The 18,705-nt window shown below is 67.9% G+C and carries 17 protein-coding genes; 8 read left to right on the top strand and 9 right to left on the bottom strand.

The window, feature by feature from the left end:
* Positions 1-4 precede the first annotated feature (4 nt).
* Positions 5-1,207: a DUF3108 domain-containing protein gene (locus U9J41_RS07985; RefSeq protein ID WP_322401680.1), complete on the bottom strand. Its 1,203-nt coding sequence runs from the start codon at positions 1,205-1,207 to the stop codon at positions 5-7.
* 110 nt (positions 1,208-1,317) lie between these two features.
* Here U9J41_RS07985 and U9J41_RS07990 point away from each other — a divergent pair, with 110 nt between their 5' ends.
* Entirely contained in the window at positions 1,318-2,115 is a 798-nt protein-coding gene (locus tag U9J41_RS07990; RefSeq protein ID WP_322401682.1) for a PhaM family polyhydroxyalkanoate granule multifunctional regulatory protein, read from the top strand.
* 107 nt (positions 2,116-2,222) lie between these two features.
* Here U9J41_RS07990 and U9J41_RS07995 read toward each other — a convergent pair whose 3' ends face one another.
* The 4 genes from U9J41_RS07995 to U9J41_RS08010 all read right to left on the bottom strand — a co-directional run bounded on the left by U9J41_RS07995 (position 2,223) and on the right by U9J41_RS08010 (position 6,918).
* A complete protein-coding gene (locus U9J41_RS07995) occupies positions 2,223-3,902 on the bottom strand; it encodes a response regulator (RefSeq protein WP_322401684.1) in 1,680 nt (559 codons plus the stop codon).
* Complete coding sequence (locus U9J41_RS08000) at positions 3,899-4,621, bottom strand: sensor histidine kinase (RefSeq protein WP_322401686.1); 723 nt, start codon at positions 4,619-4,621, stop codon at positions 3,899-3,901. Before U9J41_RS08000 ends, U9J41_RS07995 begins: the two co-directional genes overlap by 4 nt.
* A 70-nt stretch (positions 4,622-4,691) precedes the next feature.
* Positions 4,692-6,350, bottom strand: coding sequence for an FAD-dependent 5-carboxymethylaminomethyl-2-thiouridine(34) oxidoreductase MnmC1 (gene mnmC1 / locus U9J41_RS08005; protein ID WP_322401688.1), 1,659 nt, complete (start codon positions 6,348-6,350; stop codon positions 4,692-4,694).
* Between the two features lie 4 nt (positions 6,351-6,354).
* Positions 6,355-6,918 (bottom strand): DNA-3-methyladenine glycosylase I, encoded by a 564-nt coding sequence (locus U9J41_RS08010; protein ID WP_322401690.1) that lies wholly within the window; start codon positions 6,916-6,918, stop codon positions 6,355-6,357.
* 93 nt (positions 6,919-7,011) lie between these two features.
* On the opposite strand from U9J41_RS08010, the gene U9J41_RS08015 reads away from it, so the two are divergent.
* The 4 genes from U9J41_RS08015 (at position 7,012) to U9J41_RS08030 (ending at position 11,553) form a co-directional block, all read left to right on the top strand.
* The gene (locus U9J41_RS08015) at positions 7,012-8,067 is read left to right on the top strand and encodes a serine/threonine-protein kinase (RefSeq protein ID WP_322401692.1); all 1,056 of its coding nucleotides are present in this window, start codon (positions 7,012-7,014) and stop codon (positions 8,065-8,067) included.
* Between the two features lie 7 nt (positions 8,068-8,074).
* Positions 8,075-9,241 (top strand): GAF domain-containing protein, encoded by a 1,167-nt coding sequence (locus tag U9J41_RS08020; RefSeq protein WP_322401694.1) that lies wholly within the window; start codon positions 8,075-8,077, stop codon positions 9,239-9,241.
* A 73-nt stretch (positions 9,242-9,314) separates the two neighbouring features.
* Complete coding sequence (locus U9J41_RS08025; RefSeq protein WP_322401695.1) at positions 9,315-10,139, top strand: PP2C family protein-serine/threonine phosphatase; 825 nt, start codon at positions 9,315-9,317, stop codon at positions 10,137-10,139.
* 223 nt (positions 10,140-10,362) lie between these two features.
* Complete coding sequence (locus U9J41_RS08030) at positions 10,363-11,553, top strand: PEP-CTERM sorting domain-containing protein (protein WP_322401697.1); 1,191 nt, start codon at positions 10,363-10,365, stop codon at positions 11,551-11,553.
* 41 nt (positions 11,554-11,594) lie between these two features.
* Here the strand turns inward: U9J41_RS08030 and U9J41_RS08035 are convergent, their stop codons facing one another.
* Positions 11,595-12,554 (bottom strand): LysR family transcriptional regulator, encoded by a 960-nt coding sequence (locus U9J41_RS08035; protein ID WP_322401698.1) that lies wholly within the window; start codon positions 12,552-12,554, stop codon positions 11,595-11,597.
* A gap of 132 nt (positions 12,555-12,686) precedes the next feature.
* Between U9J41_RS08035 and U9J41_RS08040 the strand changes: the two genes are divergently transcribed.
* On the top strand, positions 12,687-13,406 hold the full coding sequence (locus tag U9J41_RS08040) for an SDR family oxidoreductase (protein ID WP_322401699.1): 720 nt from the start codon (positions 12,687-12,689) through the stop codon (positions 13,404-13,406).
* A gap of 16 nt (positions 13,407-13,422) precedes the next feature.
* Here U9J41_RS08040 and U9J41_RS08045 read toward each other — a convergent pair whose 3' ends face one another.
* Together U9J41_RS08045 and U9J41_RS08050 are read right to left on the bottom strand one after the other, a co-directional pair.
* On the bottom strand, positions 13,423-14,910 hold the full coding sequence (locus U9J41_RS08045) for an SEL1-like repeat protein (RefSeq protein WP_322401700.1): 1,488 nt from the start codon (positions 14,908-14,910) through the stop codon (positions 13,423-13,425).
* Positions 14,903-15,406, bottom strand: a complete 504-nt coding sequence (locus tag U9J41_RS08050; RefSeq protein WP_322401701.1) for a winged helix-turn-helix transcriptional regulator — start codon at positions 15,404-15,406, stop codon at positions 14,903-14,905. Before U9J41_RS08050 ends, U9J41_RS08045 begins: the two co-directional genes overlap by 8 nt.
* A gap of 111 nt (positions 15,407-15,517) precedes the next feature.
* On the opposite strand from U9J41_RS08050, the gene U9J41_RS08055 reads away from it, so the two are divergent.
* Positions 15,518-16,177, top strand: a complete 660-nt coding sequence (locus U9J41_RS08055) for a glutathione S-transferase family protein (RefSeq protein WP_322401702.1) — start codon at positions 15,518-15,520, stop codon at positions 16,175-16,177.
* 19 nt (positions 16,178-16,196) lie between these two features.
* On the opposite strand, the gene U9J41_RS08060 is transcribed toward U9J41_RS08055, so the two are convergent.
* On the bottom strand, positions 16,197-18,110 hold the full coding sequence (locus U9J41_RS08060) for a glycoside hydrolase family 2 protein (RefSeq protein WP_322401703.1): 1,914 nt from the start codon (positions 18,108-18,110) through the stop codon (positions 16,197-16,199).
* Positions 18,111-18,303: 193 nt separating this feature from the next.
* On the opposite strand from U9J41_RS08060, the gene U9J41_RS08065 reads away from it, so the two are divergent.
* Positions 18,304-18,606 (top strand): hypothetical protein, encoded by a 303-nt coding sequence (locus tag U9J41_RS08065; protein ID WP_322401704.1) that lies wholly within the window; start codon positions 18,304-18,306, stop codon positions 18,604-18,606.
* The last annotated feature ends 99 nt before the right edge of the window (positions 18,607-18,705 follow it).

The raw sequence follows: 18,705 nt of genomic DNA on the forward strand, positions 1-18,705 counted from the left end.
CATATCAGCTTCCTGCTTGTTTGATCACGATATTGTTCACGGTCTGGGTCGTCACAGCCCCGCTCGTCTCGACGTTGCGGATCTGTACCGGATACCAGCCATAGCCCGGCGCCAGCCACAGCTCCAGGCGCGAATTGTACGAGCCGGGCTTGGGTGGCCGCACGAGGTGCCACGTGGCGATGCGTCCCAGCGGCGTGTCGATCTGTTCCTGGCCGGCCACCGTAAACGTAAAAACGCTGGCGTCGCGGTCTTCGCCGACAAGGATGTCTATATTTCCCGATAATTGTTTCGGATCACCGCGCGCGATGGCCGCCAGCTGCAGCGGCACGCTGGCCTTGTCTTGCGCGCCCGGCACCAGCGGGTACGTCGCGGCCGAGGCCGAAAACGTCAGCGTGCCGTCCGGGCGATTGAAATGCGTCGCCGTCATGGCGCGCCCGCGCCGCTTTTCCGTCATCAGGGTGGGGACGAATCCTTCGTCGCCCACCGTGCCCTCGCTGGTGAGGGTGAGCAGGTTCACGTGCGCGAACATGATGCGGATGCCCGCCTCGACCTGGACGCGATAACCGGACGGCGCCACCCGCCACGACAGCAACGCATCGCCGCTCCACTTCGTGCCGTTCGCGTCCGTGCGCGCGACGTCGAGCGTGATGTCGGCCGACGGCGGCATGTCGACCTTGTAGCGGCGCGCTTCCGGCGCGGCCGGCGGCTTCGGCACCGCGTCCGCCTCGGCATGCGCCGCCGTGCCCCGGGGCGACGCCTGCCGCGATTGTACGGTGCCCGCGCCGGCGGCGGCGCCGTCCTGGCCCGTTTGCCGTCCCGCGGCGTCCGTGGCCGCGATTCCGTCGGGTTGCGGCGTCAATGCGGGCGGCGCGCTGGCCGCGGTGCCGTCGGGTATCCCTTGCGCCGGCGCGGCGGCTTCCGGGCCGGGCGGCGGCGGCATGGGGATCACGGGCTCCGGCACCACCTCGGGCACGGGCGGTGGATCGAACGCGGGCTGCGGCGGCGGCACGGGCGGCAGCGGACGGGGCTGCGGTGCCTCGACCAGCTCGGCCGTCAGGCGCGCGCGCGCCATGCGCGCGGAGCGGTCGGGCACGCGGCCCACCTGGCCGGCGAACCAGACGAATACGAGCACGTGCAGCAGGATCGTGAGCACGCCCAGCGCCAGTTGCCGGCGGCGGCCGTGGGTCTTGGCGTATGCGGTACTCATCCGCCTAGTGTAGCCGGTCCGCCCGGAGCACGCGTGCCCTCCCCTGCATCCGCATCTATATCCGCTCTTATTTATCTGTTACGCTAGCGGCGACCAATTAGGAGACCACCATGCTGAAACCCTCCGCCCCCATGCCCGGCATGACGGACACCCTGGACTTCGTCAAGAACCTGTGGGGATCGATGCATATCCCCGGCACCGGCCTGCCCGGCATGCCGGGCATGGCCACGCCGCCGATGTCGACCGACGACCTGGAGAAGCGCATCGCCGACCTCAAGGCGGTCGAGTCCTGGCTGAACCTGAACCTCACGATGCTGCGCGGGACCATCCAGGCGCTCGAAGTGCAGCGCGGCACGTTGGCGACCCTGAAATCGATGGGCGCCTCGATGGCCGAAGCGATGCGCCAATCCGGCGTCAGCGCGGAAAAGATGGCCGGCATGCCGTTCGCGCCGTTCTTCAGCGCACAGGGCGCGGGCGGCACCGCGAAGGCCAGCGGCGCCCCGGCTGCGAAGCCGGGCGCACCGGCACCGGCGCCGGCGCCGGCCGCACCGAACACGCCTGGCGCCGCCACACCGGGCGCGGGCGCCGCGGCGGGCGGCGGCACGGCACAGCCGGGCGCGGCCACGCCGCTGCCGTCCGGCACACCGGACGCGCAGGGCAACGCGGCGGCGATGGCGATGCCGGCCGCCGTCGCGTGGTGGAATATGCTGCAGGAACAATTTACGCAAGCAGTCGCCAGTGCGATGACGCCGGCGGCACCGGCGGCGGCGTCCACCGCCGAGGGTGCCGCCGCCAAGCCGAAAGTGGAGACCGCGAAGGAGGCGCCGAAGCCGGAAGCGGCGCCGAACGGCGGCAACGGCGGCAACGGCAAGGCGCGCGCGAGCCGCTCGAAGACCGACAAATCCTGACGGTGGGTGGGCGCTTGTGCCCACGCGCGACGCCGGCGATGCGCGACGCTGACGATGTGCAACGCTGACGATGCGCACACGCCACGCGTGGGCTCGGGGAGCCCACCCTACGCCGTTTCGGTCTCGGCCGAGGGCTGCAGCTGCGCCAGCTGCTCGATCAATTGGGCAAAGCGCTGCTGCCCCGGCAGCAAGCGGTCGACGTGGTGCAGCACGTCGTAGGCCTCGGCCGACATGGCGCCGTCGTAGCCGTGCTGCTGCAGGTACGAGACGAGGATCTGGGCCGCGTTGAACAGGATGCGCTGGTTGTTCGGCACCTTCGTGCGCGCCTGCCGCATCCACTCGACCGCATCCTTGAGCTTGCCCGTCTTCCACAGCAGCACGCCCTGGTTCATCAGGTCGGTCGCTTCCTTCTTCGACGCGCGGATCAGGTCCTGGCCCTCGTCGCCGAGGCGCGCCTTGTCGAAGATTTGCTGCACTTCGTCGAGCAGCAGCGGGTTGTCGTGGTTGTTGCGGATCACGTAGCACAGCAGCTCGACCGGCGCATCCTTCACGCCCACCGCGAACAGCAGCGTCGCCAGTTCCAGGCAGGTCGGGATGTCGGGCCTGTCCTCGGTCGCGTTCAGCAGCGCCTCCAGCTCGTCGCCCGCCTTGCGCGCGCGCCGGTAGTCGCCGCTCTCGTGATAGACGAGGCCTTCGGTGATCTTGGAACGCAGGGCGATGTCCGGATAGTCGGCCGCGAATTCGCGCTGGACCTGCAGCAGCAGTTGCAGCGCTTCCTTCGCATCGTTCTTCTGGCCGCACACGCGCGCAAGACCCAGGTAGGCGTCCGGCGTCTTGAGGATCGAATACTCGCCGATCGCGATGCATTTGCGGAAGGCCTTTTCGGCCATCTGCACATTGCCCACCTTGAGCGCCACGTTGCCGAGGTTGCGCTGGCGCGGCACGGAATTCGGCGACAGCCGGGCGGCCCGTTCGAGGATCGCGCAGGACTCCTCCAGCTTGCCGAGGTTCTGGTAGGCCAGCGCGAGCTGGTCGTAGGCGTCGATGTAGTAGCGGTTTTCCGCGATCACGCTCTGGAAGGATTGGCGCGCCTGTTCGAATTCGCCGTTGGCCATGCGGATCTTGGCGATGCCCGCGCGCGCCCACTGGTATTCGCGCTGCTCCAGCACGCGCTCGTACACCTCGCGTGCCTTGGTCGGCTCGCCGCTCTTTTCCATCAGCTTGGCCTTCATGCGCAGCAGGTCGATCTCGTGCGCCTTGTGCGCCTCCATCGCCGCGTCGCACATGCGCGCCGCGCGCAGGTAGTCCTTCTCGGCATAGGCCTGGTCGATGAGGCGGAAGATCTGCTTCTTGTGCCACACGCGGTTCAGGCGCGTGAGCAGCACGCCTTCCGTGATCGGCTTGATCAGGTAGGCGTCCGGCTGGTGCTCGGCCGCGCCCATCACGGATTCCACGCTCTTTTCGGCCGATACCATCAGCCACACGGTGCTCGGGTTGACGAGGTTGCGCACGCGCGCTTCCTCCAGCACCTGCTGGCCGTTCTTGCCGTCGCCGAGGTTGTAGTCGCACAGGACGACGTCGTAGCGGATGCGCGTCAGCAGGCCCATCGCCTCGCCGCCGGACGACGCCTGGTCGATGTTCTTCGCGCCCAGGCTGCGCAGGCTTTCGCGCAGCAGCTGGCGCACGCCGACGAAATCGTCGACGATCAGGTAGTTCTTGTCGGCCCAGCCGATCTCGCCCACGGTCTTGGCCGGGGCGTTCGCGGGCACATTGGCAGGCGCGTTCATGGCAGGTTCAGGATGAAGCAGCCGCCGCCGTAGCGGCCGCCGTTCTCGAGGCGCAGCAGGCCGCGCCGCTCGCGGTGGCGGTGCATCTTCGCGACCTCGCTCGAAAAATACAGGCCCAGGCCCGCGCTGTTGGTCAGGAAATTCATGCCGCCCGCCGTGTCGCGCGTCGCGATCGCGCCGGCTTTCAGCAGCGCCGGCGGATAACCGGGCCCGTTGTCCTCCACGCGCAGTTCGAGCCAGCCGTCGTCGGTCGCGCGGATCACCAGGCGCACCGTGTCGCACGTGTAGTGGATGGCGTTGTTGATCGCATGCGACAGCACGCCCACGATCAGGTCTTCGTCGAAATGCCAGACGAGTGCCGGATCATAGTCCAGCTCCAGCTTGATGCCGCGCGACGTCAGCAGCACGCGCTCCAGCGCCACCACCTGGTCGACCAGCTGGCCCAGTTCGAGCGGCTGCACGTCGAACGGATACGCGGGCGTGCCCACCTGCTTGTACAGCGCGAGCAGCTGCATCAGGTTGTCGTTCAGGCGCTTGGTCTGGTACAGCATGTGCGCCATCTGCGTGTACTCGGGGTCCGTCTGCGCCGATGGCCGCGAAGAATGCGCGACCAGCAGCCGCTCCAGCGTCCCGGACAGGACGCTGATCGAATTCTTCATGTCGTGCGCGGTCGAGGCGAGAAACAGGGACAGCTCGGGCGCGTCGGGTGTGTCGTCCATGTCCGGTTCATGTGTAAAATGTTGCTTTGCACACATTATACCTTTGAAACTTTCGGTTTCCCGAAAGAAATCAATTTTCGGCCTCCGGCCCCCGCGGCGCGCGGCGTGCGCGCAACACGAAGCGGGCCGGATCGAGGGCATCGACGAGGCTGGATTCGAGCGGCAGCGGTTCGCCCTCGATCCCCGCTGCCAGCAGTTCGGCGGCAAAGCCGGCCCAGATCAGGCCGCGCGACGCATAGCCGAGCAGCCCGTACAGGCCCGGATGGCGCGGCACGTCGCGCAGGCGCTCGGTGGTGCCGGCGGCGGCGAAGTCCGGCAGGCGGCCCACGAGCGGCAGCCGGTCCGGCGCGACGCTGCGAAAGCCGACGCGCCCCTCCAGCGGCGCATCCTTGGCTGCGTCCGGATCGGACAGCAGCCCGCGCAGGCGCTCCAGGTTTTCCGCGTGGCTTTGCGGCGACAGGTCCGGGTTCGGGTCGGCGTCGTAGGTCGCGCCCGCGCTGCACACGCCGCCCGACGCCGGCGTCAGATAGGCTTCGCGGCACAGCACGACGGGCAGCTTCGGCACCATGTCGGCCGGCACGTGCGCCACCTGCCCGCGCAACGTCGTCAGCGGCAGCGGCGCGGCCTGCGGCACGTCCGCGGCGCCGGCGCCGTTGGCCAGGATCAGGTTCGGCGCGCAGGCCACGGTGGCGCCCTGCGCGTCCGTCAGGCGCCAGTGCTCGCCGTCGCGTTCGATGCGCACGTCGCCCACGCCGAAGCGACGCTCCAGGCGGCCGCCGCACGCGGCCAGCATCGCCTCGCACACGCTGCCGGGCCGCGCCCAGCCGGCGCCGCGGAACAGCCAGCCGCCGTCCGGTGCCGGCACGCCGAGCAGCGCTTCCGCAGCGGGCCGTTCCAGCCACTCGGCGAAATCGGGCGGCAGCGATGTATCCGCCGCGATGGCGCGCTGCACGTCGGCATGGCCGGCGTCGCGCGCGAGCTGCAGCACGCCGCAGGTCTCGCCCTCGATGGCGCGGCCGATGCCGCCCAGGCGTTCCCAATGGCGCAGCGCGTACAGGTAGGCCGCGCGCGTCAGGCGCGTGGGCACGTTGTCGTCCTTCGACAGCAGCGGCATGAAGATGCCGGCCCGGTTGCCCGACGCCTCCATCGCCGGCTGCGGCTGGCGGTCGACGACGGTCACCTGCCAGCCGCGCGCGCACAGGCGCTCGGCCGCGGCGGCACCGGCGATGCCGGCGCCGAGCACGATGACGCGCCGCTCGGGCGCGGGCGGCGCCGGTGGACGCGGCTTGCGGCTGGCGAAGCGCGCGCGGCGGCCGTCGGCATCGAACACGAAGCCCTGCGCCGTCAGCGCGGCGACCTGGTCCGGCGTGAGGCCTTGCGCGAGCAGGCAGGCGTTCTGCGCGGCCACGCGCGCCACGTGGCGCGCGAAACCGGTGCCGGCGTGTTCGATGTCGTGCAGGCGGAACATGTCGACGCGCGCCGTCAGCTCGGCCAGCGCGTCTTCGAGCGGTGCGCTGAGCAGGTCCAGCGTCATGCCCGGCTCCGCCTGCGGCATGCGGTGGAAGCCCGGCAGCAGGTGGTCGCACAGGGCGATCACGTGCAGGTTGGGCGATCGCTGCGGATCGGTGCGCCAGACGTCGGTCAGGACGCGGATCGCGGCGCCGTCGCCGTAGTGCGCATCGAAGACGGTGTAGCGGGCCCGGTTGTGCCACCCTTCGCGATAGTCCATGGTTTCACCTCCGGTGGCGGCACAGGCAGGCGCGGTCGTGGTCGTCGACCATGCCGATGCCCTGCATATAGGCATAGACGATGGTCGACCCGACGAACTTGAAGCCGCGTTTGGCCAGGTCCTTCGAGATGCGGTCGGACAGGTCGGTGCGGGCCGGCCTGCTGCCTGCCGGCCAGTCGTTGACGATGGGCCGGCCGTCGACGAAGGCCCACAGATAGCCGTCGAGCGTGAGGCCGTCCGCGCGCAGGCGCAGGTAGGCCCTGGCGTTGTTGATGGCGGCCGCGACCTTCAGGCGGTTGCGCACGATGCCCGGGTTGGCCAGCAGGTCGGCCACCTTGCCGTCGTCGTAGCGCGCGATTTTTTCCGCATCCCAGCCGTCGAAGGCGATGCGGTAGTTGTCGCGCTTGTTCAAGATCGTTTCCCACGACAGTCCGGCCTGCGCGCCTTCGAGGTTGAGCATCTCGAACAGCGTCGTCTCGTCGTGGCACGGTACGCCCCATTCATGGTCGTGGTAGGCGATGTAGCGCGGATTGGCCGGGTTGGCCCAGGTGCAGCGGATGTCGTTCATACATCAAGTATAAACCTGTCGGGACGTCGCGCCACGTCCACGCCGCGGCCGATTTTTATTGTCGCCAAACCAATTTGATTTACACTTGCGGCCATGAACCAACCGACGCAGTTAGGCAGATACCAGATCGTACGGGTGCTGGGACGCGGCGCCATGGGCGAGGTCTACGAAGGCCTCGATCCGCGCCTGGACCGCAGCGTCGCGATCAAGGTCATCTCCACCGCCTGCGATGCCGATCCGGAGCTGCGCGCGTCGTATTCCGCCCGCTTCATCCGCGAGGCGCAGGCCGTCGCCCGGCTGAACCATCCGCACATCGTCGGCCTGTACGACTTCGGCGAGGAAAACGGCGCCGCCTACATGGTGATGGAACTGGTGCGCGGCGAGGAGCTGGCCGCCTACTTCGACATGACCCAGGACTTCCACCTCGAGTTCACGCTCGAGGATGCCGTGCGCATGACGTGCGAGCTGCTCGACGCCCTCGGCTACGCGCACAAGAGCGGCGTGATCCACCGCGACATCAAGCCGGCCAACGTCATGCTGAGCCACGACCTGCGCGTGAAACTGACCGACTTCGGCGTCGCCCACATGGCCGCGCTGAACGCCGCCGTGCAAAGCGGCGACCACATGAGCGACGGCGCCGAGATGGTCGGCACGCCCAGCTTCATGTCGCCCGAGCAGATCACCGGCCAGGCCGTCGGCCCGCAGTCGGACATCTTCGCCGTCGGGATCATCCTGTACCAGTTCCTCACCAACGAACGGCCGTTCCGCGGCGCCGGCATGTTCGCCGTGCAGCAAAAGATCCTGCACGAGCAGCCGGTGCCGCCGACCCTGCTGAATCCCCTGCTCGGCCCGGCCTTCGACCGCGTCATCATGCGCGCGCTCGCCAAACGTCCGGAACAGCGCTATCCCGGCGCCGATGCGTTCCGCGACGATCTGCTGCGCGCCCTCGACGGCGACGCGGCCGCGCGGCCCGACGCCACGTCCCCGCCGCCGGCGCCATCGCCCTGGCGGCCGCTGGACACCGTCACGCCGCGCTCGCCCACCGACGTCGTCCGCCCCGCGCAGGACGATGCGGACGCGACCCGCGTGCAGCGCGTCGCGCACGACGACGCCGACGCCACGCGCCTGGCCCCATCGACACGGCGATGAGGCGCACATGAACGACGCGACCGTCATGGCCGGCCCGAACACGCACGGCGACTTCTTCCGCCAATTGCAGCAGCTGACGACGCGCATCCACGCCACGCGCAACGTCGACGAGATCATGCTCGACCTGTCCGAAGGCATCTGCGCGCTGTTCGCGGCGGACCGCCTGACGATCTACACGGTCGGCGAGGACAAGGCCAGCCTGGTCTCCAAGGTCAAGACGGGCATGGCCTCGTTCCGCCAGCTGCGCCTGCCGATCTCGGCGCAGAGCGTCGCCGGCTACGCCGCGCTGGCGCGCCGCCTGCTCAACCTGACCGACGTCTACGATGCGGCCGAACTGCAGCGCTACGCGGCCGACCTGCGCTTCCAGCAGGGCGTGGACCGGCGCACGGGCTATCGCACGACGCAGATGCTCGTCGTCCCGATCATGCACGACGACGACGTGATCGGCGTCCTCCAGCTCATCAACAACCTGCGCGGCGGCCCGTTCGACAGCACCGTCGTCGAAGGCGCGCGCTACCTGTGCGACACGCTCGCGATCGCATTCGCCCAGCGCCGCCAGGAAGCAAGGCGCGAACGCACCGGCTTCGTCGGCGCGCTGGGCGCGAAAGCCCTCGGCCGCGAGCAGGTCGAGCAGGCGGTGGAACAGGCGCGCGCGCAGGGCCGCGACGTCGAGGACGTGCTGCTCGACGACTTCAAGCTGAAACTACCCGTCGTCGGGCGCGCGCTGGCGGACCATTTCGCCGTGCCCTACCTCGCCTTCCATCCGGGACGGCGCGTGCCGGCGGAACTCCTGAACGGCATGGACCGCGCGGCCGCCGAAGTGCGCCAGTGGCTGCCGGTGGAACGCAACGAGCACGCGCTGTACGTCGTCTGCATCGACCCCGAAAAGGTCAAGGCGGACAACGCCGTCACGACCTTGTTTCCGCAATCGCGCCCCGTGTTCTGCGTGACGACGCGGCGCGATTTCGCGGCCATGCTCGACCAGTACTTCGGCGCGGCCGCGACGCCCGCCACGCTCGCACCCGCGCGCGCGGAGAAGCTGGCCGACACCGTGGCGGCACTGGTGGCGGGGAGCCACCGCGAGGGCTTGTCGGACCTGCGCATCGAGACGGCGCCGGGCGACCGGCCGGGCGAGATCCGCTTCACGGTCAGCGGCATCCTGCGGCTGCCCTGAAAATCGCCAACGCCGCCTGCCCACGTGCTAGCATGCAGCCCTCGTATTTATTTCACAACCGTACGCGCCGCCGATGAGCCCCTGGAAGCAGCTAACCCCGAGCATCTATCACCGTCTCGCGTTCGGCAGCGCATACGGCCTGACCGACGTCGGCCTCGTGCGCCAGTCGAACGAAGACAACTTCCTCATCGATCCCGTGCTCCGCCTGGTGGCCGTGGCCGACGGCATGGGCGGCCATGACGGCGGCGAGATCGCGGCGTGCATGGCCCTCGAAACCCTGCGCGACGCGCTGACGGCCGTCGACCCGAAAAAATCCAGCCCCGGCGACGCCGCCGACCCGGACGCGACCTGGCAGGACGAGCACATGCCCGCCATCGTGGCCGTGCATGAAGCCGTCGACGCCGCCAACGCGCGCGTGTACGGCGCCAACGTGCAGGACGGCCTCGGCGAAGGCGGCGGCATGGGCACGACGCTGACGGGCTTCTGGCAAAGCCTGCCGGACGGCCCGCTGGTCATCTTCCACGTCGGCGACAGCCGGCTGTACCGCTACCGCGACGGCGAACTCGCCGTACTCACGCGCGACCAGACCATGTACCAGCAGGCGCTGGAAGCGGGCGTCTCCGGCGACTTCCCGCCGCGCAACCTGCTGCTGCAGGCGATCGGCCCGACGGCCACGATCACGCCCGACGTCAAGGCCTGCGCGCCGCATCCCGGCGACCTGTATCTGCTGTGCAGCGACGGCTTGTACGGCAACACGCCCCACGCCGCCATCGAACAGGTGCTGGCCGGCGCGCATGCGCAGTCGCTGGAGCACTGCTGCGCCGATCTGATCGCCCTCGCCAAGACGCACGGCAGCCGCGACAACATCACGGCGGTGCTGGCGCTCGTCGAGCGCTGACCTCGCCCTGGCCGCTTTCTGTGTCGATCGTACAACACAGCGATGACTGTGCCGCGTCGCCACGCATGGCCGGTATGCAGGGAAACAGATTGTGCCGCCGCAGCGCGGGCACTGTGTCACTATTTCCACAATACAAATAGAATTTCTCCTGAAAAAATGTAGATTTGGCATTGGGAAAGGTGATACTCTGTAGGAGATCTCCTACTTCCTCTTTTAGTCTCTCATGGACTACCGCACCGCCTACATCCGCCGGAGCAGAAAAGGTTCACGCCTGAAAAAGCGCGTGGCGGCCATCGGCCTGCTCGGCGTGGCGGTGTGTGCCGTCCTGTTCGCGCTGGAGATGCGGGCCACCGGCGCACCGCCGGCCGTGCAGGCGCAGGCGCCGGCCGATGCCGCGACGCCGGCGCCGGTCGTGCTGCGCACCGCCGCACAGGTAGAGACGAAAAGGACGCGCCGCGTCTATCCCTATTCCATCGTGCCCGGCGGCGTGATCGACCGCAGCGAGCTCGCGCGCGCCGTCATCGCGGACAAGGTCGTGGCGGCGCACTACGCGGCGTTCGAGACCTCCAAAGCCACCGTCGAGACCGTCAGCAAGCCACGCGCCGTGTACGTGTCGTACCGCAAGGGCGACAAGGTGTTCTGGACTTCGAAGAAGCTGCAACTGGCCGCAGGCGAGACCCTGCTGACCGACGGCCAGAACGAGATCCGCACGCGCTGCGGCAACCGCATTTCCGACGTACCGCAATTGCCCGTCGAAGCGAAGGGCCCGAGCGAGGAAGAACTCGACTCGTCCGTCGATCAGGCCCAGGAAGGCGACGGCAACGTGGAACAGGTGGGATTCGCGCTCGACGGCAATCCCGCGGGCGGCAGGTACCAGCTCAGGACGTTTGCGACGGGAGACACCGCATCGACCGGCGGCACGTCCGGGACGAGCAGCGATACCGCCGTCCCGGGCTTCAGCATCAACCGCGACAGCATCCTGGACGGCGGCACCTTGCCGGTGGCCAAGGACAGCAAGTCGTCGAGCGACACGGCCGGGACCGGCACGGACAGCGGCGGCTCCGAAACCGGCACGCCGGGCACCGGCGGCACCGGCACCGGCGGTTCGGGTAGCGGCACCGGCGATCCGGGCACGGGTGGCACGGGCGGCACATCGACCGGCGGCACATCCGGCACGACGCCGGGCGGCACGACGCCGGGCGGTACGCAAACGCCCACCGACACCGGCACGCCCCCGTCGTCGCCTCCCGGCACGCTGCCGCCGACGACGGACCTGCCCGGCCAGACGAACGATCCGGGCAAGACCCCGGTCAAGCCCACCGACGTGCCGGAACCGGGCACGCTGTGGCTGGGCGGCGCCGGCGTCGTCGCGCTGCTGGCCGCACGGCGCGCCAAGAAACGGGCGCGGAAGTAAGGCTGTCTGCGGCCACGGCGCGTCGCGCGCGCCGGCCGTGCCTACGACGTCAGCGAAGCCGAGCCCGCGATCGGATCGCGCGGATACGCCGCCAGGCATAGCGCCAGCACCTCGGCGCGCAGCCAACGATGGCCCGGATCATGATCGAGGCGCGGATGCCATATCGCCGAGACGTTGAAGGCGGGTGTCGACACCGGCAGTTCGAACCATTGCAACCCGTTTGCGCCGGCATGATCGGGCGCGAACACGTTGCCCAGGCAGGAGTGCGGGACAACGGCGACCATGTCGGAGCGGCGCGCCACCTGCATGGCGCTCGTGAATGACGGCACGACGGTCGCCACCCGTCGCTGCAGGCCGCGCGCCGCCAGCGCCGCATCGACGGGATTCTCCGCTTCTCCGGGTTGCGCGGTCATGATGTGATCGCATTCGATCCACCGCTCGAGAGGCACGCCGCGCGCGCCCACCGCGGGATGATGCGGACGGCACACGCCGACGTACCGATCGCGCACCAGCAGACGCGTCACCATCTCGGGCGCGGACGTCCTCACCGTGCCGATTTCAAGGTCGATCGTTCCGTCACGCAGCGGTTGCGCATCCCAATCGGGCTTGGGCAGGAAGCGGATCTGCACGCCCGGCGCCGCACGCCCGATCCGGTCCATCAGCGCCGCACCGAGCAGGTCGATAAAACCTTCACCCGCCCGCACCGCGAAGCTGTGTTCCAGCGTGGCGGCATCGAACCGATGCTCCGGAGGCCTGAGCATCGCCTCCGCTTCCCTGGCCACGCGGGGCAGGCGCAGGCTCAATTGCTCCGCATAGGGGGTCGGGACGAGCGCGCGGCCCGCTTGCAGGAGCAACTGGTCGCCGGTGACGGTGCGCAGGCGCGCGAGCGTACGGCTCATGGCGGACACGCTGAGATTCAGACGGCGCGCCGCGCCCGTGACGCTGCGCTCGGTCAACAGCGCGTCAAGGGCGGTGAGAAGGTTGAGGTCGACACGTGACATGCTGCCAATATAGCGGAAAGCCGGACAGGCATGGCGTTGGCTGCAAACATGGTTTGCAGCTGCGGCGTCTGGTGCAAACCGGCGGCGTTGTCCAGAATGTCGACATCCCATCCCCGCAGAAAGAGGAATCTCATGCCCCACTCAACAAGCCCCCTTCACGCGCCGACGATCCTGATCATCGGCGCCTCGCGTGGTCTCGGGTACGCGATGGCCGCCGAGTTCCTGGCAAGAGGCTGGAACGTTACCGGAACCGTGCGTGCCGGCAGTGGCCTTACCCGCCTGCACGCCCTGGCCGACGCGGCGCCCGGCAGCGTCGAGATCGAAACACTGGACATCACCCGGCCAGATGAAATCGACGCGCTGCGGGCGCGCCTTGCGGACCGGACGTTCGACATCCTGTTCGTCAACGCCGGCACGGCGAATCCCGACCCGACGCAGCACATCGGGGAAGTATCGACCGAGGATTTCGTCAACCTCATGGTCACCAATGCGCTCAGTCCGATGCGCGTCGTCGAACGCCTGTGCGATCTGGTGCCTGGGACCGGCCTGATTGGCGTCATGTCATCTGGACAAGGCAGCATCGCCGACAACGAGTCCGGGCAACGCGAGGTCTATCGTGGCAGCAAGGCTGCACTGAACCAGTTCATGCGCAGCTTCGCGGCGCGCCAGGGCCCGGCGCCACGCGCCATGCTGCTGATGGCGCCAGGCTGGGTGCGCACCGATCTGGGCGGGCCCGACGCCCGACTGTCGATCGAGGAAAGCGTACCCGGGATCGTGGACGTGACGCTGGCCAAGCAGGCGCGCCCGGGCCTGGAATACCTCGACTACCGCGGCCGGACCGTCCGCTGGTGACGGCCGGGCACAGGCTTCACTCGTTGGCGTCGTAGATCGCCACCGCGGCATGCTTCGTGGGCCCGAGCGGGTTCTTGTAGTCGAATTCAATGATCAGATCGTTACCGAGGTGTCCGGCGTTGACCGGCATCTTGTATGCGGGATCGTCCGGCTCGCCATTGCTTGCCAGCGCTTCCCGTCGATTCCCGTCGACGAGCCAGGCGCCGCTGGCGGGCGTCCGCGGCTTGTACCACACAGCGACATGCGTCGGCCTGCAGTGCCGGGGGAGTAACAGTGTCTTGCGCATACACCTGGGATCGTCGCTGGGATGGTCGACATCGGCAATTGCCTGGCTGATCTCGGCCCTCAGGCGGACGTCGCCCAGGCGCTCCTTGTCGGACGGCACGCTGGGCGTATGCACGAGCAGTCCGATCCGCAGTTGCCCGTCTTTCAGGTTGCTTACCAGATCCGCCTGCGCGTCTGGATCGGGCAAGGCCGGCAGCTGGAACAGCTCGTTGTTCTCCAGGGGAACGGCGAACTCGGCGCCATCCCTGGTGCGCACGCGCAATGCGAAATGCGGCGGCAGCGTCTTCCCCGCCGGCGGCAGCACCGCGAAGCGGAACACCGCATCCGGCGCGAGAAATTTATACTTGTCGAACGCGGCAACCGCGGCCCGCATCGCGCGATAGCTCTTCCAGGGTATCGCACGTAATCCGGTCACGCGCACGACCTGGACGCCGGCGGTGACGGCCTGATCGCGCGGTCCGGCGCGGTCCGCGTCCGCCGTCGCATGGGCGAAGTCCGCCCTGGTCGTGGCAGACGCTTCCGGGACGTCCTTTCCCGGGGCGGGTTCCGCGTCAGCCTGGCCCGCCGTGTCCGACGGTTGGGCTGGCCCAGGCCTCTCGGGCGCTATGCCGTCGCCAGGCGTGTCGATCCGGGCCAGCATCGTGGTCGCCTCGATACGCGCATTCACCGCTTGCGGATCCTTCGGGTCGAACCTGGCCGCGGCCGTTTCGCGGAGCCAGGCGATCCCCTGGGCCGTGTCTCTTGGCGTTCCGAGCCCGTCCAAGTGCATTTTTGCGAGCATCAAGGCCGCGTCCAGCGTACCCAACTTGGCGTAGGCCTTCCGGAAAAACTCGAGTGCCGCCGCATAGTCGCGGTTGTCGAAAGCGTCGAGCGCTTGTTTCAAGTCCGTGTCTTTTGCTTCGATATGGGCTCTGCCGCACTTGATCTGGCTCTCCAACGAACGATTGTTCTGCAACGGCAGGGAGCCCTCGGAAAAAGCGGCATTCTCCCGGGCGAATCGATGTTCCATGCACCAGCTCAGGAATGGACTGGATGGCGCGGACCGGTGCGACAAGATGTTGTTGATCCTCGCCTCGGTCGCCCGATAGCCGTCCACATTGACGGGACGCGGTGCGGTAATCACCACCGTGGCAGGCGCCTGCGCCCCAGCGTCGTGCAGCAGAGCCGCCAGCAACATCGGCAAGACGATCGCCCCCTGCCCGCGTTTCGATTTATCCATGACTCTCCCCCGCCGCCAGCATCGCCTTCTCGTACGCCGCCCGCAACTCGCCGAACACCGACCGCGCGGGCGCCGGTGCGCCCAGGTGCAGGTGCCGCAACTCGTCCATGAACGCCTCCCACAGCGGCGGGCCGCCCCGCTCCAGCAATTCCGCCCGCACCGACAATTCCCGGCTCGGCGACGTATGCCTGCGCCCCCACGCCCCCATGTGCGCGAGCAGGGGCACGAGCTGGATGGACGGTTCCGTCAGGCTGTAGATCCATTTTTGCCGGTGCGCCGGGTCGGGGCGCCGCGTCAGCAGGCCGGCCGCCGTGAGGCGCTTCAGCCGGCCCGCCAGGATGTTCGACGCGATGCCCTCCTCGCTCTGCGCCAGCAGGTCGCCATAACTGCGGCGGTTGCCGAACATGATGTCACGGATGACGATCAGGCTCCAGCGGTCGCCGAGCTGTTCGAGGGTCAGGTTGATCGGGCAGCCCGAGCGTCCGGCCTGTGACATCACGTAATCCTTGGTCGTTGTGCTCGCATTTCGCTTAGTATAGCGATATCCTTAAACCACTTGCATTTTGCAAGTGGTTTATTTCAACCGCCATCCGAAAGCGATCCCGCCATGTCCCTCGCGCTCTACGGTCATCCCTTTTCGTCGTACACGCAGAAAGTGCTCGTCGCGCTGTACGAGAACGACACGCCTTTCGAGTTCCGCTGCCTCGGACCGGACACGCCGCAGCACGCGCAGGAATGGCTGCGGCGCTGGCCGCTGCGCAAATTCCCGCTGCTCGTCGACGGCGCGCGCAACGTGGTCGAGACCAGCATCGTCATCGAATACCTGCACCTGACGCATCCCGGCCCCGTGCGCCTGCTGCCGGACGACCCGCTCGATGCGCTGGACGTGCGGTTCATGGACCGCTTCTTCGACCTGCACGTGATGAACATGGTGCAGCACGCGGTGAACGGCGCGCTGACGGGCATTGCCGCCAAGCGCGCCGACGCCCTCGCGACGGCGACGGAAAAACTGGAGCTCGCCTACGCGTGGCTGGAGGAGCATCTGGCCGGCCGAGTCTGGGCCACGGGCGAGCACTTCTCGCTGGCCGACTGCGCCGCCGCGCCCGCGCTGTTCTACGCCGACTGGACGCATCCGATCGCGGCACGCTACCCCGTGCTGCGCGCCTACCGCGCGCGCCTGCTGGCGCGGCCGTCGTTCGCGCGCGCGGTGGACGAGGCGCGGCCGTACCGGCCCCTGTTCCCGCTGGGCGCGCCCGACCGCGATTGACCGCGACCGACGCATGCCGTCAGTGCGCGGCCGGCGTTTCGTAGCGGCGCTGCACGTCGTCGTAATAGCGTTTCAGGGTCCAGAACGCGAGCTTCTTCTTGCCGTCGTCCGAGATCAGGCCCTTGCGGTTCCAGAAGTCCTGGAAATACGGATGCTGGCGCCGCGGCGAGCGGAAGTCGACGAGCACCCACGGCGTCATCCCGCGCAGGCCCGGGATCGCGGACAGCATCTTGAATTGATTGCGGTACAACGCGTCCTGGTATTCCTCGCTCCAGCGCGTGTCGGCGTCGGCGTGATAACCGCCCAGCGCGGACGCGCCGAACTCCGTGATCACGACCGGCTTGTTGTAGCGGACGTCGAAGCGGTAATGCAGCATCTCGGCGTTGCTGGCCCAGTACCAGCCCGCGTACTCGTTGAAGCTGGCGAGATCGAGCGAATCCGCGAGCGGGTCCTCGACCGTGATGTCGCTGCCCTTGCGCTGGATCTCCAGCGCGGCCGCCACGAGGCGCGTGTCGTCGAGCGAACGCGCCGTCTTCGCCAGGCTGCCCATGAACGTATTGCGCGCGCCGCTGACCGGCGTCTCGTTCCCCACCGACCAGACGATCACGCTCGCGCGGTTCTTGTCGCGCGTGACGAGGTCCGTCAGCTGGGCGTTCGCGTTGGCGTACGTGTCCGGGTTCGTCCACGAGATCGTCCAGTACACCGGCACTTCCGCCCACACCATCAGGCCCATCTCGTCGGCCAGGCGGATCATCTCTTCGCTGTGCGGATAGTGCGCGAGCCGCACGTAATTGCAATTCATCTCCTTGGCCCATTGCAGCAGCATCCGCATGTCGCCCCGTCCGCGCAGGCGGCCCGGAATCAAGGGGTTCTCGTCGTGCAGCGAGATCCCGCGCAGGAACACGGACTTGCCGTTCAGGAGGATGTCCCGGCCGCGCGTTTCGATGGTGCGAAAGCCGATGTGGTCGACCACGTCGTCGCCGCCGCCGGCCAGCTCCACCGTGTACAGTTTCGGTTGTTCCGGCGACCAGTACGTCAGTTTGTTCACCGGGATATTCAACGCGGCGCGGCCGTTCGCGTCCGTGCGCACGGTGGCCTTGATGCCCGCTTCGGGAATCGTCACCGTCACCTGCTGCGACTTGGCCTCTCCCGCCATCTGGACAAAACCTGCGATGCGGTGGGCGTCCCCTTTCGCCAGCTGCACCTTGTAGTCGGCGATGTAGGTGGCGGGCAGCTCGGCCAGCATGACGTCGCGCGTGATGCCGCCGTAGTTCCACCAGTCCGTGTTCACGGTCGGGATATCGTCCTGGTGCCGCGTGTTGTCCGCCTTGACGACGACGACGTTGCGGCCCTTCGCCAGTTTGTCCGTGACGTCGAACTGGAACGGCGTGAAACCGCCCTTGTGCATGCCGAGTTTTTTACCGTTCAGGTAGACGTGCGCTTCGTAATTGACGGCGCCAAAGTACAGCGCGTAATGCTTGCCCGGCTTGGGATCGGCCTGGAACACCTGGCGCAGCCACACCGTGCCTTCGTACAGCTGCAGCTTCTCCGCCTGCGAGTTCCAGTCGCCCGGCACCGCCATCGTCGGCGCGCGGTCGAAGTCGTATTCGACCCAGTCGGTCTTGTCCCTGGGTTTGCGGTCGTCATAAAAGCCGCCCTTGCCGCTTTCCGACTGGTCGAACGGCATGTGGCGGTAGTCGTAGTAGCCGTTCTCGTACGGGTCGATGATGTAGCTCCAGCGCCCGTCCAGGCTGACGTGGCTGCGGCCATAGATGTTCTGCACCGGCGCCATCCGGCTGTCGGCGTGCGCGGCTTTCGATGGCTGGCCGGCCAGCTGGACGTCGACCGGATCGGCCGCATGGGCGACACAGGCCAGCAAGGTCAATGCGGAAAAATGCAGCACGGCCGTCAGCCGGGCAAACGGGTGTGTCATGGCGTCTCCAGAGGATTGGTGCAGTTAGCGCTACCGGTGTTATTGCACGGATGTTATCGTTGTCGCGGTCCCGGGGCAATATTTACAAGTTGCCACGCCCGTTGCCGGATACCGGCCGTTGCCGCAACCTGTGCTGCGGTACACTCGACGGCGACGCCCTGACAGGCGATCCGATTCCGACAACGGGAAGCCAATGAACGATTACATCTTTTTCATGCACGACGATGCGCGCGACGCCGCCATCGCCAACGACGGCAATCTGTGGACGCAGTACATGTCGACGCTGCGCGCGTCCGGTCGATTCGACGGCGGCAGTGCGATCGGCACCGGCATGGCTTTCCAAAAGGACTACGCCGCCAGGGCCGCGACGACACCGGTGTCCGGCTTTATCCGCATTCGTGCCGAGAACGCGGACGCGGCGCGGCAATTCCTGGTCGGGAATCCGGTCTACGAAGCGGGCGGAACGGTCGAAATCCGGGAGTTGCCGCGCACTTGAGCGGCCGCGTGGGTCTGATCATCCGGCAATGTGTGGCTATTTGGCGCATGGCTTCGAATTCTGTTGTTCGCATGGGCAGAAACTGTAAGAATTAATTAC

This window comes from Massilia luteola (assembly GCF_034420155.1).
Taxonomy (GTDB): Bacteria; Pseudomonadota; Gammaproteobacteria; order Burkholderiales; family Burkholderiaceae_D; genus Telluria; species Telluria luteola.

Excerpts from the sequence above, each read along its gene's own strand:
- U9J41_RS08050 (WP_322401701.1), bottom strand. The coding sequence starts at position 15,406 with ATGTCACAGGCCGGACGCTCGGGCTGCCCGATCAACCTGACCCTCGAA.
- U9J41_RS08020 (WP_322401694.1), top strand. The coding sequence starts at position 8,075 with ATGAACGACGCGACCGTCATGGCCGGCCCGAACACGCACGGCGACTTC.
- U9J41_RS08010 (WP_322401690.1), bottom strand. The coding sequence starts at position 6,918 with ATGAACGACATCCGCTGCACCTGGGCCAACCCGGCCAATCCGCGCTAC.
- U9J41_RS07995 (WP_322401684.1), bottom strand. The coding sequence starts at position 3,902 with ATGAACGCGCCTGCCAATGTGCCCGCGAACGCCCCGGCCAAGACCGTG.
- U9J41_RS08035 (WP_322401698.1), bottom strand. The coding sequence starts at position 12,554 with ATGTCACGTGTCGACCTCAACCTTCTCACCGCCCTTGACGCGCTGTTG.
- U9J41_RS08045 (WP_322401700.1), bottom strand. The coding sequence starts at position 14,910 with ATGGATAAATCGAAACGCGGGCAGGGGGCGATCGTCTTGCCGATGTTG.
- U9J41_RS08030 (WP_322401697.1), top strand. The coding sequence starts at position 10,363 with ATGGACTACCGCACCGCCTACATCCGCCGGAGCAGAAAAGGTTCACGC.
- U9J41_RS07985 (WP_322401680.1), bottom strand. The coding sequence starts at position 1,207 with ATGAGTACCGCATACGCCAAGACCCACGGCCGCCGCCGGCAACTGGCG.
- U9J41_RS08040 (WP_322401699.1), top strand. The coding sequence starts at position 12,687 with ATGCCCCACTCAACAAGCCCCCTTCACGCGCCGACGATCCTGATCATC.
- U9J41_RS08000 (WP_322401686.1), bottom strand. The coding sequence starts at position 4,621 with ATGGACGACACACCCGACGCGCCCGAGCTGTCCCTGTTTCTCGCCTCG.
- U9J41_RS08060 (WP_322401703.1), bottom strand. The coding sequence starts at position 18,110 with ATGACACACCCGTTTGCCCGGCTGACGGCCGTGCTGCATTTTTCCGCA.
- U9J41_RS08015 (WP_322401692.1), top strand. The coding sequence starts at position 7,012 with ATGAACCAACCGACGCAGTTAGGCAGATACCAGATCGTACGGGTGCTG.
- U9J41_RS08025 (WP_322401695.1), top strand. The coding sequence starts at position 9,315 with ATGAGCCCCTGGAAGCAGCTAACCCCGAGCATCTATCACCGTCTCGCG.
- U9J41_RS08055 (WP_322401702.1), top strand. The coding sequence starts at position 15,518 with ATGTCCCTCGCGCTCTACGGTCATCCCTTTTCGTCGTACACGCAGAAA.
- mnmC1 (WP_322401688.1), bottom strand. The coding sequence starts at position 6,350 with ATGGACTATCGCGAAGGGTGGCACAACCGGGCCCGCTACACCGTCTTC.
- U9J41_RS07990 (WP_322401682.1), top strand. The coding sequence starts at position 1,318 with ATGCTGAAACCCTCCGCCCCCATGCCCGGCATGACGGACACCCTGGAC.
- U9J41_RS08065 (WP_322401704.1), top strand. The coding sequence starts at position 18,304 with ATGAACGATTACATCTTTTTCATGCACGACGATGCGCGCGACGCCGCC.